We start from the raw sequence: 13,888 nt of genomic DNA, 5'->3' as shown, positions 1-13,888 counted from the left end.
TTTTGGTGTACTGGCGGTCTTGCGCAATCCGTCCACCAATTCATCCGTTTACAGGCCCTGCCCAACGTGCTCGTCGCCGAACTCAAATCCTTCTATGCCGTGGCTCGCTGCGGCACCGTCACCAAGGCCGCGGCCCAGTTGGGCGTCAGCCAACCCACGGTGACGGGGCAACTGCGCCAGTTGGAATCGCGCTATGGCGTCGAGCTGTTCCACCGCCAGGGCCGCGGCATGCGACTGTCGGATGCCGGACACAGCCTGATGCCGATGGTCGAAAAGCTGGTGCAGCAGGAAACCGAGATCGATTTCCGGCTGCGCGACGCCAGCGACCTGCGCGAGGGCAACCTGCGCATCGGCGCCACCGGGCCGTACTACATCATGGACACGGTGCGCCGCTACAACCAGCTCTACCCCGGCATCGACCTGACCGTGGCCATCGGCAACTCGCAGAGCATGCTGCAGGCGCTGCACGACTATCGCATCGAGATTGCCACGTCCTCGTTTCTGATGGATGACAAGCATTTGTACCGCCGCATGATCGCGGCCGACCCGATCCGCGTGGTGACGCACCGCGGCCACCCGCTGGCGCGGCGCGGCAAGGTGGCGCTGGCGGACCTGGCCGATCACGCGCTGCTGCTGCGCGAACCCGGATCGATGACGCGCCAGCTGACCGAAGAGGCGCTGCAGGCGGCTGGCGTGACGGTCAAGCGCACGCTGGAAATCGGCAGCCGCGAATCGATCCGCCAGGCCATCCTGTGCGAACTGGGCATCAGCCTGATTCCCTCGCGTGAAATTCCGTCCCATCCGGAACTGGCGGCCCTGGACATCGAGGGCGCCGACGTCGTGATGCATGAATACCTGTACTGCCTGCGCGAGCGCCAACCGGTGCAACTCATCGCGCGCTTTCTGGAGATGGCGCCGGCAGCCGGCTGATCCCAGGGATCACTGCCCGCCTCTTCCCCTTGCGGCCACTCAGGAGACAACCATGGCCTTGACCCTGCAGGACATCGAACAGCTTTTCCTGGAACGCGGGCACCGTTCCTATCATGGCGAATCCGTCAGCCATCTGCGGCATGCGTTGCAGACCGCGACGCTGGCCGAACGCAATGGCGCCAATGCCCAATTGATCACCGCCTGCCTGCTGCACGACCTCGGGCACCTGATCGCCGACCATCCCGACACGCCCACGCTGCGCGGCATCGACGACAAGCACCAGTATTTCGTGCTGCCGTTCCTGCGCGGGCTGTTCAGTTCGGCGGTGCTGGACCCGATCCGGCTGCACGTGGAGGCCAAGCGCTACCTCTGCTACGTGGAGCCGCAGTATGAAGCGTCGCTTTCGGAGGATTCGAAGCGCAGCCTGGCGCTTCAGGGGGGCAGCTTCGATGCGGGCCAGGCGGTGGATTTCGCCAGCATGCCGGGCGCGCCGGATGCGATCCGCCTGAGGCGCTGGGACGACATGGCCAAGGTGCCGGGGCTGGCCACGCCGCCGCTGGACCACTTCCTGGAAATCGCCGAAAGCGTCTCCGGACGGGTCAAGCTGGCGGCGGTCTGGTAAGACCGCCACCCGCGCCGTCGGAATACCACGGCGCGGTTTCAGGCCCGGTTTGCGGCGGGGCCGGCCGGTGCGTTCACTCGCCCTTGGCCACCGGCCGGGACGGATCGCTGCACCACTCGCTCCACGAGCCCGGATAAAGGCGCGAGCCGGCCAGGCCGGCGATTTCCATCGACAGCAGGTTGTGGCAGGCGGTGATACCCGAACCGCACTGGTGCACGATGGCCGCAGGGTCGCGGCCATCCAGCAAGGCGGTGAATTCCTGGCGCAACTGCGCCGCGTCCTTGAAGCGGCCGTCGGCCTGCAGGTTCTGGCCGTTCGGACGATTCAACGCGCCAGGGATGTGGCCGGCCACCGGATCCATCGGCTCAACCTCGCCGCGATAGCGGTTGGCGGCGCGCGCGTCGATCACGGTGAATCCGGGCCGGGCGATGTTGTCCAGCACCGCCTGCGCATCCACGCTGCCCACGAGCGGCGCCGCCGGCGTCACCGGCGCACTCGCCTGCACCGGCGCGGCCGCCTCGGTGGAAGTGGGCAGCCCGGCCGCCTGCCAGGCCTGCCAGCCGCCGTCGAGCACGGCGACCCGGTCGTGGCCCAGCCAGCGCAGCATCCACCACAGGTGCGCGGCGTACATGCCGCCGCTGGCGTCATAGGCCACCACCAGGGTTTCAGGCGTGACGCCGTGCGCCGCCATCAACGCGCCGAACTGGCCGCGGTCGGGCAGCGGATGGCGGCCGTTCTTGCCGTTCCGGGCGGCGGCCAGCTCGGTTTCGTGGTCGAGGTAGCGGGCGCCGGGAATATGGCCGGCGGCATAGGCCTCACGGCCGGCCGCGTGGTTGGTCAGGTCGTGGCGCACGTCGAACACGCGCACGTCCGCCGCGCCCAGGTGCGTGGCCAGGTCGGCCACGGAAATCAGGGTCATCGTCATCGGAAATTCTCCTCTGATAGGGTCGGGTTGGCGGGATCAGGTCGGCTTGGGGTCACGCATGGTGCGCCAGACCGACAGCAGGCCCGCCGAAATGATCAGGCCCATCCCGGCCCAGGCCAGGCCGTCCAGGGTATCGCCCCAGAAACCCATGCCGAGCAGGGCCGCGAAGATGATCGTGCTGTATTGCAGGGCCGCGGTCAGCAATGCAGACCCCAGGCCGAACGCCCGCGTCATGGCCAACTGGCCGAACAGGCCCGTCACGCCCACGCCCAGCAGCGAGCTGTAGCCGGTCCAGTCGGCCTGGCCCCAGCCCTCGAAGCCCAGGCCGGCGAAGCTGGAGGCGCACACCGCCACCGAAAAGAACAGCACCGTGCGCCACTCGGGCTCGCCGATGCGGCCCAGCTGGCGAATCTGCATCATGGCGATGGCCGACATGGCGCCCGCCCCCAGGCCCAGCAAGGCAGCCAGCCACTGGTCTTCGTTGATGCTGGGACGCAGCACCGCGATCACGCCCAAAAAGCCCAGGGCCACGGCCGCGATCCGCACCGGGTCGCGCTGCGCCCCGCCCCACCCCAGCATCCAGCACGCGATGAACAGCGGCGCCGTGTAGTTCAGGCTGGTGGCGGTGGCCAGGGGCAGATGGGAGATGGCGAAGAAACCGAGCCACATCGAGGTGACGCCGGACAGGTTGCGCCACAGGTGCAGTTTCCAGCTGGTGGGCACGATCGACTGGCGCCCGGCGCGCGCCCAGATCAGCAGCAGCACCACCGATGGCAGGCCGCGGAACAGCACCACTTGCGGCAGCGTCGCGCCGTGCTCGGTGCCCAGCTTCACGAACGACCCCATGATGGCGAACATGGCGGACGCCAGCAACATCCAAAGTGCCTGCATCGGGGTCTGCGCTCAGGTAAAAAGAGGGAGGGGAAATAGGGGAAAGCGATACTATACTCTCCGTCACCGGGAGCGGCGCGGCGGTCGGGGAACTGCTGCGCCGCGGCACAGTCCAATCCCGCACAAGTCCCGCTCGCTGAGGAACAAAAAAAGCATGAAACGCATCATCCTTTTCGTCATTACCAACCTGGCCGTCATGCTGGTGCTGTCGGCCACGCTGCGCATCCTGGGCGTAGACCGCTACCTGACCGCCAACGGCCTGAACCTGCAGGCGCTGTTGATCTTCTCGGTCGTGGTCGGCTTCACCGGCGCCATCATCTCGCTGCTGATCAGCAAGCCCATGGCCAAATGGAGCACCGGTGCCCAGGTGCTGGATCCGAACGCGCCGCGCAACCAGCGCGAGGCCTGGCTGCTGGACACCGTCCACCAGCTCGCCGATCGCGCCGGCATCGGCCGCCCGGAAGTCGCCATCTACGACGGCGCGCCCAACGCGTTCGCCACCGGCGCCTTCAAGAACGACTCGCTGGTGGCGGTGTCGACCGGCCTGCTCGAAAGCATGAGCGAAGAGGAAGTGGCGGCGGTGCTGGCCCACGAAGTGGCCCACATCGCCAACGGCGACATGGTCACGCTGACCCTGATCCAGGGCGTGGTCAACACCTTCGTGGTGTTCCTGGCGCGCGTGGTCGGCTACTTCATCGACCGCGTGGTGTTCAAGAACGAACGCGGCCTCGGCCCCGGCTACATGGTCACCGTGATCGTCTGTGAGATCATTTTCGGCATCCTGGCCTCGATCATCGTGGCCTGGTTCTCGCGCCAGCGCGAATACCGCGCCGACGCCGGCTCGGCCCACCTGATGGGCGCCCGCGAACCCATGATCCGCGCCCTGGCCCGCCTGGGCGGCCTGGAACCGGGCGAACTGCCCAAGTCGTTCGAAGCCTCCGGCATCACCGGCAAGGGCGGCCTGGCGGCCATGTTCGCCTCGCACCCGCCGATCCCGGCCCGCATCGCCGCGCTGCAGAACGCCCGCGTGATCTGATCCCGGCAACGGCCCACGAGAAAAGCCTCCGCGCCGCGCCAGCGGCTTGCTGGCCCCCCCCGAAGGCGCGTTTTCATCCTGAGGCGGCTCGGCAATGAAAAAAAGCCCCTTGAGCGATCAAGGGGCTTTTTGTTTGGGGCGCGCCCGCCTCAGCACTCGACGATATTCACCGCCAGGCCGCCGCGCGCCGTTTCCTTGTACTTGGTCTTCATGTCGGCGCCGGTCTCGCGCATGGTCTTGATGACCGAATCCAGCGACACGTAGTGCTGGCCGTCGCCGCGCAATGCCATGCGGGCGGCGTTGACGGCCTTGATCGAGGCCATGGCGTTGCGTTCGATACAGGGAATCTGCACCAATCCGCCGACCGGGTCGCAGGTCAGGCCCAGGTTGTGCTCCATGCCGATCTCGGCCGCGTTCTCGACCTGCTCGACCGAGCCGCCCAGCGCAGCGGCCAGGCCGCCAGCCGCCATCGAACAGGCCACGCCGACCTCGCCCTGGCAGCCGACTTCGGCGCCGGACAGCGAGGCGTTGTACTTGTACAGCAGGCCCACGGCCGCCGCGGTCAGCAGGAAGTCGCGCACGCCCTCGCGGTTGGAACCGGGGACAAAACGGTCGTAGTAGTGCAGCACCGCCGGGATGATGCCCGCCGCGCCGTTGGTCGGCGCCGTCACCACCCGGCCGCCGGCGGCGTTTTCCTCGTTCACCGCCATGGCGTACAAGTTGACCCAGTCCATCACCGACAGCGGATCGGACAGCGTGCGCTCGGCGCGCTGGGTCAGGTTGCGGTACAGTTCGGGGGCGCGGCGGCGCACCCGCAGCGGACCCGGCAGCTCGCCGTCGGCTTCGGGATAGTTGATGCCGCAGCCGCGCGAAACGCAGTCCTGCATCACCTGCCAGATGCGGTCCAGCCCGGCCGCGACCTCGCCGGCCTCGCGCCAGGTCAGCTCGTTCTTCATCATCAACTGGGCCACGCTCAGGCCGCTCTCGCGGCACATGGTCAGCAACTCGCGGCCGGTGCGGAACGGGTACGGCAACTGGTCGTGCGCGGCGATGACCTGGCTGTTGGACGCGCCCGCCGTCACCACGAAGCCGCCGCCCACCGACAGGTAACGGGCCTCGCGCAGCGACTGGCCCTCGGCATCGAAGGCGTGGAATTTCATGCCGTTGGGGTGCTCGGCCATGGCTTCGCGGCGGTAGAACATCATGTGTTCCTTTTCCACGAACGGCACCGGATAGTGGCCCAGCAACGGCAGCTGGCGGCTGGCCCGCACCGAGGCGATCATGCCGGCGATGGCGGCGGGGTCGACGGTATCCGGGGCCTCGCCCATCAGGCCCAGCAGCACGCCCTTGTCGGTGCCGTGGCCCTTGCCCGTGGCGCCGAGCGACCCATAGAGTTCGGCGCGCACGCTCGCCACCTTGGGCAGCAGGCCGTCGCGCTCCAGCCCCTGGGCAAACAGCAATGCGGCCCGCATGGGGCCGACGGTATGGGAACTCGACGGGCCTATGCCTATTTTGAACAGATCGAAAACGGAAACGGCCACCGCAACTCCCCTGCATCCAAGAATGATCCGGCAATGATACGCGCAAGGTCCGACACTACGCAGCAAAGCCCTGCGGGGCGTATGCTGTATTCCAGGGACGGGTTTCCCCACCAGCCCCGGCATGCGATCATTACAGAATTATTTCTTGTCATAAAAAGAATGGAACCACCCCAGGATGTCCGGACTCATTACCCTGCTTGACTTCGCCGGCTACGTCGCCCTGCTGCTGTGGGGCGTGCATATGGTCCAGACAGGCGTGCAACGCGCCTTCGGCGCCGCACTCGGCGCCGCTCTCGGCCGGGCGCTGGGCACTCGCTTGCGCGCCTTCGCCGCCGGCCTGGGCATCACCGCGGCGCTGCAGAGCAGCACCGCCACCGGCCTGATGATCACCGGCTTTGCCGCGGGCGGCGTGGTCGGCCTGGTGCCGGCCCTGGCCGCCATGCTCGGCGCCAACGTCGGCACCACGCTGATCGTGCAGTTGCTGTCGTTCGACCTGACCTCGCTGGCGCCCATCCTGATCCTCGCCGGCGTCTGGATGTTCCGCCGCTATCCGCCGGGCCGCACCCGCGACCTGGGCCGCGTCTTCATCGGCCTCGGCCTGCTGCTGCTGTCGCTGCACCAACTGGTGGAACTGTTCGAGCCGTTCCAGACCGCTCCCATGCTGGGCATGATCCTGGACGCCCTGGCCACCCAGCCGGTGGCGGCCGTGCTGCTGTCTGCCGCCTTCACCTGGGCCGCCCACTCCAGCGTCGCCGTGGTGGTGCTGGTCATGTCGCTGGCCAGCCATCACATGGTGGCGCCGCACGTCGCCTTCGCGCTGGTGCTGGGCGCCAACCTCGGCACCGCCATCAACCCCATGATCGAGGGCGTCACCGGCGACGACCCCGCCGCCCGCCGCCTGCCCCTGGGCAACCTGCTGACCCGCATCCTGGGGGTGCTGGCCGGCCTGGTGCTGCTGCCCTGGCTGCAACCGCTGATGAGCGAGATGTCCAGCGACCCGGCGCGCGCCGTCGCCAACTTCCACACCCTCTTCAACGCCGTCATCGCGCTGGCGTTCCTGCCGCTGCTGGCGCCCTACGCTGCCCTGCTGACCCGCTGGCTGCCCAAGCGCGCCGATCCCAATGACCCGTCCCGCCCGCAATACCTGGACGAATGGGCCCACGACGTGCCCGCCGTCGCGCTGGGCAACGCCGCCCGCGAAGCCCTGCGCATGGCCGACATGCTGCAGACCCTGCTGCTGTACGCGCGCGCCGGCTTCAAGCGCGACAATCGCCACCGCATGGTGCAGGCGCGCCAGCTCGACACGGCCCTGGACAAGCTCGAAAGCGCCATTACCACTTACCTGGCCACGCTCGACCAGGAAAACATGACGCGCGACGACGTGCAGCGCATGGATGACATCCTTGCCTTCATCAGCAACATCGGCCATGCCGGCGACATCGCCCACCACGGCCTGCTCAGCCACATCGCCAAGCTGCGCAAGCAGGGCTGGACCTTCTCCCCCGAACAACGCGCCAGCCTCGACGACACCCTGGGTGAACTGATCTCCAACCAGCGCCAGGCCGCCGCCCTGTTCGTCAACGACGACCTGCGCCAGGCCCGCGCCCTGGCCGGCGAAAAGTCCCGTTTCCGCACCATCGAAACGCAGGCCGCGGACGCCCATCTGCAGAAAATCAAGGGCGGCCAGGTCGACGCCGCCGAAGTCGGCGCCCTCTACCTCGACATCCTGCGCGACATGAAGGGCATCAACTCCCACCTGGTCGGCGCCGCCGCCTATCCCCTCCTGGCCCGCCACGGCGAACTCCTCCCCAGCCGCCTGCGCGAAGCGGGGAATTAGGGCCCCCACGCCGCGCGCGCTTCGCGCGCTAGCTGCCCCCCGAGGGGGCTGCCCCGCCTTCGGGCGGCCGGGCGGCGGGCCGGCCCCACGCCGCGCGCGCTTCGCGCGCTTGCTGCCCCCCGAGGGGGCTGGCCCGCCTTCGGGTGGCCGGGCGGCGGGCCGGCCATCCTGGCGGGAGATTTTTGAAGGCTCCCGCGCTGCCCCGCAATGGCTGCCACCGTTGGGGGCTACCCCGGCTTGAAGCAACTGTGTCGCACAGTGGCGATTGCCGCATGCGATAGAACTCGCTCCCTTTCATTCATCTACGGGGCGCAATAGGCGGACAGTTCTCTCCGCGACACCGCACTACCTATCGCCCCCTCTTCCCGCGCGCGGCGAACCCGGCCCCGACGCCCCACGCCGCGTATGCCAGGGCCGGCTGCCCGCGCAGCCGACCCTGGCGGGCCCCGCAAACCTCTCGCATGCCGCCGCGGTCCAGCAGCGCCCCATGCCTCGAAACCGGTAGCCCGGCGCGGGTGGCGCACGGGTGGGCGCGCCGTCAGATGCGCCCGACGGAAACCGTAGGGAGCCGAAGGCGGACGAGGTTGAGGTTGGGGTAGTCCGGAGCGAAGGCTCCGGACCGCAATCGCAGGCGCGCCCACCCGTGCGGCACCCGCGCCGGGCGGCCTACGAAAGCAACACCCCCTAAAAAAAACCGCCACGCAAACGCGCAGCGGCTTCTCATGACGCCAAGGGCACAATCCCTCTCAAAGGTACCGCTTGAACCACTCCAGCATCCTCCCCCACCCATCCTTGGCCGCTTCCGCCTGATAACTCATCCGGTAATCCGCCAGGAAAGCATGATCCGCCTGCGGGTACACCACGAACTCGGAGCGCCTGGCATTTTCATTGCCGCCGGCCAGCTTGGTTTTCATTATCTCGATATCCGACACAGGAATGCTGGCATCCTTGGCGCCATACAGGCCCAGCACCGGCGCATGCAGTTCATTGACCACATCGAACGCGAAGCGCTTGATCAACGGTCCGTGCCCCGAACTCAGTCGGCCATACCAGGCCACGCCCACCTTCACGTCCGGATTGTGCGCCGCGTACATCCAGGTCAGGCGCCCGCCCCAGCAGAACCCTGTCACCGCCACCCGCTTCGGATCACCGCCATGCTGCGCGGCCCACGCCACGCTGGCGTCCAGGTCGGCGAACACCTGCTCGTCGGGCACCTTGCTGACGATTTCGGCGATCAGCTTGGGAATATCGGTATAGGTCGACGCATCGCCCTGGCGCTCGTACAGATTCGCGGCCACGGCCAGGTAACCGGCCTTGGCCACCCGGCGGCAGATATCCTTGATGTGCTCGTGCACCCCGAAGATTTCCTGGATCACCAGCACCACCGGCAGGTCGCGCTTGCCTTCGGGGGCGGCGTAATAGGCGCTGATGGACCCATCGGCCACGGGCAACTGGAAATCCCCGTGGGCCAGCCCCTGGGCGTCCGTGTGGATCACGGTGGGGGCGACATTGCCGGCGGCGGCGGAAAAACTCATGGCGAACTCCTGGTAGGAATCAAGGCGGAGCCGATGCCCCGCGGTCCGCCTTGCGGCATCCGCGACACGACCGGCCAGGTTCGAAAGCAAAGCCGGGTATGGCGCACGCTGCGGTTCAATGCGTATGCATGTGCTCCGTACGCGCCGCGCCGTGGCCGGCGCCCGCCTCGTGATCATGCCCATGGTGCATCAGGGTCGTGACGCTGTAGATCAGCACCACGCCCACGCCCACCAGCAGCAATTGCGGCACCGCATCGGCCAGGGATACCCGTTCGTGCATCTGCGGCATCAGGTCGGCCACCGAGATGTAGAGGAAGCTGCTCGCGGCAACCACCAATACGTACGGCACCCAGTCCTGCGCCTGTTGCAGCACGAAGTAGCCTATTATGCCGCCCACGGCTGAACACAAGCTGGTGAACAGGATCAGCGCGAAAGCGCGGCGGCGCGCCAGGCCGGCGTTGAGCAGCACCACGAAATCGCCCAGCTTGTGCGGCACCTCGTGCACGATGATCGAGGCGGCCGTCAGCACGCCCAGCAGCGGATCGGTCAGGAAGGCCGCCGCGACCAGCACGCCGTCGCACAGGTTGTGCAGCGAACTGCCGATCAGGATAAGCACGCCCCCGCGCCCCGCCTCGTGGCGGTCGTGGCCATGATGATGATGGTGGCCGTCGCCCTCGTGGTGGTGGCTGTGGCGCAGCAGCGCGATCTTCTCCAGCACGAAAAAGCCGATCAGCGACGCCAGCATCAGGCCGAACAGTACGTGGGCATCGGCCACCCCGCTTTCAAAGGCCTCCGGCAGCAGGTGCAGCAGCGCGACCGACAGCAGCACTCCCACGGACAGGCTGACCATGTGGTGCAGATAGTGGGCAAAAACCTTGTAGGCCAGCCAGCTGGCGACAAGGACGGCGATGAGGCCGCCGGTGATGGTGGCAAGAAGGACCCAGAGCAGCAGCATTTGGGGGACGTATTATTGTCAGGGAGGAAGCGCAACATTATATTGTTGCAGGGAGAAAAGCGGAAATAGGCCGCCCAAGGAAGCCGTGCCCTTCCTTTGCGCGGCCCGCGCTCCTCGCCCACGCGGCGCCAGTGACGCCGCGCCCGGGCTTCAGTGCGCCTGTTCCCAGTTCTTGCCCACGCCCACCTCGGCCACCAGCGGCACACGCAGCTCGGCCACGTTGCACATCAGGCGCGGCAGAGTTTGCTTGACCAGCTCCAGTTCGGCGTCCGGCGCTTCCAGCACCAGTTCGTCGTGCACCTGCATGATCATGCGGGTCTGCAGCTTTTCGGCTTCGAGCCAGTCCTGCACCGCCACCATCGCCATCTTGATGAGGTCGGCCGCGGTGCCCTGCATCGGCGCGTTGATCGCCGCGCGCTCGGCGCCCTGGCGACGCGGGCCCGAGGCGCCGCGGATTTCCGGCAGTTGCAGCCGGCGCCCGAACACGGTCTCGACGTAGCCTTGCTCGCGGGCCACTCGGCGCGTGTTCTCCATGTACATGGCCACGCCGGGATAGCGGGCGAAGTAGCGGTCGATATACGCTTGCGCCGCGTCGCGCGTGATACCCAGGTTGGATGCCAGGCCGAACACGCCCATGCCGTAGATCAGGCCGAAGTTGATCGCCTTGGCCGCGCGCCGCTGCTCGGACGACACGTCCGCCAGCGCCACGCCGAACACTTCCGACGCCGTGGCGCGGTGGATGTCCTCGCCGGCCGCGAAGGCGCGCTGCAGGTTGGCGTCGTCCGACACGTGCGCCATGATGCGCAGCTCGATCTGCGAATAGTCGGCCGACAGCAGCAGGCCCTGCTCGGCGATGAAGGCCTCGCGCACCCGGCGCCCGGCCTCGGTGCGCACCGGGATGTTCTGCAGGTTGGGATCGGACGACGCCAGGCGGCCGGTGATCACCGCGGCCTGCGAATAGTGCGTGTGCACGCGGCCGGTATCGGGATTGATCATGCGCGGCAGCTTGTCCGTGTAAGTGGACTTGAGCTTGGACAGCCCCCGGTACTCCAGCAGCACCTGCGGCAGCGGGTAGTCCTGCGCCAGCTTGCTCAGCACTTCCTCGTCGGTCGATGGCGCGCCGCCGGCGGTCTTGCGCACCACCGGCAACTGCATGCGGCCGAACAGGATCTCGCCCAGCTGCTTGGGCGAATTCAGGTTGAAGGGCTGCCCTGCCAGTTCATAGGCCTTCTGCTCGAGCTGCAGCATTTCCTGGCCCAGCTTGTGGCTCTGGCGGCCGAGTTCCGCCGCATCGACCTTGACGCCGTTGCGCTCGATCGTGGTCAGCACCGCCGATACCTGCATCTCCAGCAGGTAGATGCGTTCCAGCCCGGCATCGGCCGCCACCTGCGGGCGCAGCACCTGGTGCAGTTGCAGCGTGAAGTCGGCATCCTCGGCGGCGTAGTGGCCGGCCTTGTCCACCGCCACTTCGTCGAAGCCGATCTGCTTGGCGCCCTTGCCGCACAGGTCTTCGTACGAAACCCCGCTGCGGCCCAGGTAGCGCTGCGCCAGGTCGTTCAGGCCGACGCCGCGATGCGACTCCAGCACGTAGGCCTGCAGCATGGTGTCTTCGGCGATGCCCGCCAGGCGGATGCCTTCGTTGGCGAACACGTGAGTGTCGTACTTGGCGTGATGCAGCAGCTTGGCGCGAGAGGCGTCTTCCAGCCACGGACGCAGCCGTGCCAGCACCTCATCCTTGGGCAGTTGTGTGGCGCCGTCCGGGCCGCGGTGCGCGACCGGGATATAGCAGGCCACGCCCGGCGCCACCGCCATCGACAGGCCGACCAATTTGGCCTGCATCTCGTCCAGCGAGGTGGTCTCCGTATCCACCGCCACCAGCGCCGCCTTGTCCACCAGTTCCATCCAGGCGTCGAACGCCGGCCAGTCGGCAATGATGCGGTAATCCAGCTCCGTGGGCGCGGCCGGCACTTCGGCCGCCACGCGGGCGTCGCCCGTCGGCACGCGCTCGGCGTCGCCGGTCAGGTCTCGCAGCCAGGTGCGGAAACCGTAGCGTTCGTACAGTTCGGTCAGGGTGGCGTCGTCGCGATCGCGCGGCGTCAGGTCGTCGACGCTGTCGACGTGGCCGGTCAAGTCGCAGTCGCACTTCACCGTCAGCAGCTGGCGCGTCAGCGGGAAATTGGGGATGGCTTCGCGCAGGTTGTTGCCCGCCACGCCCTTGATGCCTTCGGCGCCTTCGACCAGCTTGTCGATCGAGCCGAACTCGGAGATCCATTTGGCGGCCGTCTTGGGGCCGACCTTGGTCACGCCCGGGACGTTGTCGACGGTATCGCCCACCAGCATCAGGTAGTCGACGATGCGGTCCGGCGCCACGCCGAACTTGTTGAGCACGCCGGCCTCGTCCAGCACCTCGCCGCTCATGGTGTTGACCAGGGTGACGTGGCTGTTGACCAGTTGCGCCAGGTCCTTGTCGCCGGTGGACACCACCGTATGCACGCCGCGTTCGGCGGCGCGGCAGGCCAGCGTGCCGATCACGTCATCGGCCTCGACCCCCTCGATGGCCAGCACCGGCCAGCCCAGGGCGCGCACGGCGCGGTGGATGGGCTCGATCTGGGCCGCCAGGTCTTCCGGCATGGGCGGACGGTGCGACTTGTATTCCGGATACAGATCGTCGCGGAACGTCTTGCCACGCGCATCGAAAATACATGCGGCATACTCTGCCTTATAGTCGGATACAAGCTTGCGCAACATATTGACTACGCCGTACAGCGCACCCGTAGGTTCGCCTTGCGCATTGCGCAAATCAGGCATAGCGTGGAAAGCGCGGTACAAGTAGCTTGAACCGTCGACCAGCAATAAGGTTTTTTTCATGGTTACAAAGGCAGATATGGCAACAACTGCGGCAACAACTGCGACGGCAATTGCGGCGACGCCCGCCGAAAAACAAATTCCGCTGATTATGTCAGAGATACGGACGGCGGCGGAAAAGCTCGCGCACATCGGGCCCGCGGTCAGTGTCTTCGGCAGCGCGCGCGTCAGCCGCAACTCCCCCCACTATGAAACCACCGTGGCAATCTCGGCCGCCCTGGCCGAGGCGGGGTTCGCGGTCATCGCGGGCGGCGGCCCGGGCATCATGGAGGCGGCCAACAAGGGGGCCTTCGAAACCGGCGGCACCAGCATCGGGCTGAACATCAGCCTGCCGCACGAAGCCCATAACAACGAGTATCAGACCATCAGTCTGTCGTTTGAGTACTTTTTCTCCCGCAAGGCCACGTTCTTCATGCACAGCTTCGCCTACGTGGCGATGCCGGGCGGCTTCGGCACCCTGGACGAGCTCTTCGAAGCGTTGACGCTGATCCAGACCGGCAAGGTCCCGCCCGCGCCCATCGTGCTGGTGGGCAGCGAATACTGGTCCGGCCTGGTCGAATGGCTGGGTGGCCAGGTACTGGGCAATGGCATGATCGGGGCGCACGACCTGGATCTGTTCATCATCGAGGATGATCCGCGCAAGGTCGTGCGCAAGGTGGTCGAGTTCCACCAGAAGGTCAGCACGGAAGCGCAATACGCGCCGTCTCTGCCGGCCTGACGCCCGCTGGCCGGGAAAGACGCCCGGCAATAC

General features: G+C 67.2%; 11 protein-coding genes. 5 read left to right on the top strand and 6 right to left on the bottom strand.

What is annotated here, in order from left to right; genetic code table 11:
• The first annotated feature begins 66 nt into the window (after positions 1-66).
• On the top strand, positions 67-930 hold the full coding sequence (locus tag AT699_RS08415) for a LysR family transcriptional regulator (protein ID WP_006388352.1): 864 nt from the start codon (positions 67-69) through the stop codon (positions 928-930).
• Positions 931-982: 52 nt separating this feature from the next.
• Positions 983-1,552, top strand: a complete 570-nt coding sequence (locus AT699_RS08410; protein ID WP_006388351.1) for a phosphonate degradation HD-domain oxygenase — start codon at positions 983-985, stop codon at positions 1,550-1,552.
• A gap of 73 nt (positions 1,553-1,625) precedes the next feature.
• On the opposite strand, the gene AT699_RS08405 is transcribed toward AT699_RS08410, so the two are convergent.
• Positions 1,626-2,477 (bottom strand): sulfurtransferase, encoded by an 852-nt coding sequence (locus tag AT699_RS08405; RefSeq protein WP_006388349.1) that lies wholly within the window; start codon positions 2,475-2,477, stop codon positions 1,626-1,628.
• A gap of 36 nt (positions 2,478-2,513) precedes the next feature.
• A complete protein-coding gene (locus AT699_RS08400) occupies positions 2,514-3,368 on the bottom strand; it encodes a DMT family transporter (protein WP_006388348.1) in 855 nt (284 codons plus the stop codon).
• 154 nt (positions 3,369-3,522) lie between these two features.
• Between AT699_RS08400 and htpX the strand changes: the two genes are divergently transcribed.
• Positions 3,523-4,404 (top strand): protease HtpX, encoded by an 882-nt coding sequence (htpX, locus tag AT699_RS08395; protein WP_006388347.1) that lies wholly within the window; start codon positions 3,523-3,525, stop codon positions 4,402-4,404.
• A 149-nt stretch (positions 4,405-4,553) separates the two neighbouring features.
• Here htpX and AT699_RS08390 read toward each other — a convergent pair whose 3' ends face one another.
• Positions 4,554-5,945: an L-serine ammonia-lyase gene (locus tag AT699_RS08390; protein ID WP_006388346.1), complete on the bottom strand. Its 1,392-nt coding sequence runs from the start codon at positions 5,943-5,945 to the stop codon at positions 4,554-4,556.
• Between the two features lie 175 nt (positions 5,946-6,120).
• On the opposite strand from AT699_RS08390, the gene AT699_RS08385 reads away from it, so the two are divergent.
• The gene (locus tag AT699_RS08385; protein ID WP_006388345.1) at positions 6,121-7,782 is read left to right on the top strand and encodes a Na/Pi cotransporter family protein; all 1,662 of its coding nucleotides are present in this window, start codon (positions 6,121-6,123) and stop codon (positions 7,780-7,782) included.
• 746 nt (positions 7,783-8,528) lie between these two features.
• On the opposite strand, the gene AT699_RS08380 is transcribed toward AT699_RS08385, so the two are convergent.
• From AT699_RS08380 to polA, 3 genes are all read right to left on the bottom strand, one after another.
• Positions 8,529-9,317 carry a dienelactone hydrolase family protein gene (locus AT699_RS08380; protein WP_024068214.1) on the bottom strand — a complete coding sequence of 263 codons (789 nt, stop codon included), beginning with the start codon at positions 9,315-9,317 and terminating at the stop codon, positions 8,529-8,531.
• Between the two features lie 115 nt (positions 9,318-9,432).
• Positions 9,433-10,272, bottom strand: a complete 840-nt coding sequence (locus tag AT699_RS08375) for a ZIP family metal transporter (protein WP_024068213.1) — start codon at positions 10,270-10,272, stop codon at positions 9,433-9,435.
• A gap of 150 nt (positions 10,273-10,422) precedes the next feature.
• Positions 10,423-13,140 (bottom strand): DNA polymerase I, encoded by a 2,718-nt coding sequence (gene polA, locus AT699_RS08370; protein WP_049050832.1) that lies wholly within the window; start codon positions 13,138-13,140, stop codon positions 10,423-10,425.
• Between polA and AT699_RS08365 the strand changes: the two genes are divergently transcribed.
• Entirely contained in the window at positions 13,139-13,855 is a 717-nt protein-coding gene (locus AT699_RS08365; protein ID WP_444978597.1) for an LOG family protein, read from the top strand. The two genes, polA and AT699_RS08365, sit on opposite strands and share 2 nt — an antisense overlap.
• Positions 13,856-13,888 lie beyond the last annotated feature (33 nt).

It is taken from the genome of Achromobacter xylosoxidans (assembly GCF_001457475.1).
Classification (GTDB): Bacteria; Pseudomonadota; Gammaproteobacteria; order Burkholderiales; family Burkholderiaceae_B; genus Achromobacter; species Achromobacter xylosoxidans.
This window is presented reverse-complemented; position numbering and strand designations above follow the sequence as displayed.

What these genes read in the sequence shown, in the direction of transcription:
- polA (WP_049050832.1), bottom strand. Translation starts at nt 13,140, where the DNA reads ATGAAAAAAACCTTATTGCTGGTCGACGGTTCAAGCTACTTGTACCGC.
- AT699_RS08405 (WP_006388349.1), bottom strand. Translation starts at nt 2,477, where the DNA reads ATGACGATGACCCTGATTTCCGTGGCCGACCTGGCCACGCACCTGGGC.
- htpX (WP_006388347.1), top strand. Translation starts at nt 3,523, where the DNA reads ATGAAACGCATCATCCTTTTCGTCATTACCAACCTGGCCGTCATGCTG.
- AT699_RS08375 (WP_024068213.1), bottom strand. Translation starts at nt 10,272, where the DNA reads ATGCTGCTGCTCTGGGTCCTTCTTGCCACCATCACCGGCGGCCTCATC.
- AT699_RS08400 (WP_006388348.1), bottom strand. Translation starts at nt 3,368, where the DNA reads ATGCAGGCACTTTGGATGTTGCTGGCGTCCGCCATGTTCGCCATCATG.
- AT699_RS08365 (WP_444978597.1), top strand. Translation starts at nt 13,139, where the DNA reads ATGGTTACAAAGGCAGATATGGCAACAACTGCGGCAACAACTGCGACG.
- AT699_RS08410 (WP_006388351.1), top strand. Translation starts at nt 983, where the DNA reads ATGGCCTTGACCCTGCAGGACATCGAACAGCTTTTCCTGGAACGCGGG.
- AT699_RS08380 (WP_024068214.1), bottom strand. Translation starts at nt 9,317, where the DNA reads ATGAGTTTTTCCGCCGCCGCCGGCAATGTCGCCCCCACCGTGATCCAC.
- AT699_RS08385 (WP_006388345.1), top strand. Translation starts at nt 6,121, where the DNA reads ATGTCCGGACTCATTACCCTGCTTGACTTCGCCGGCTACGTCGCCCTG.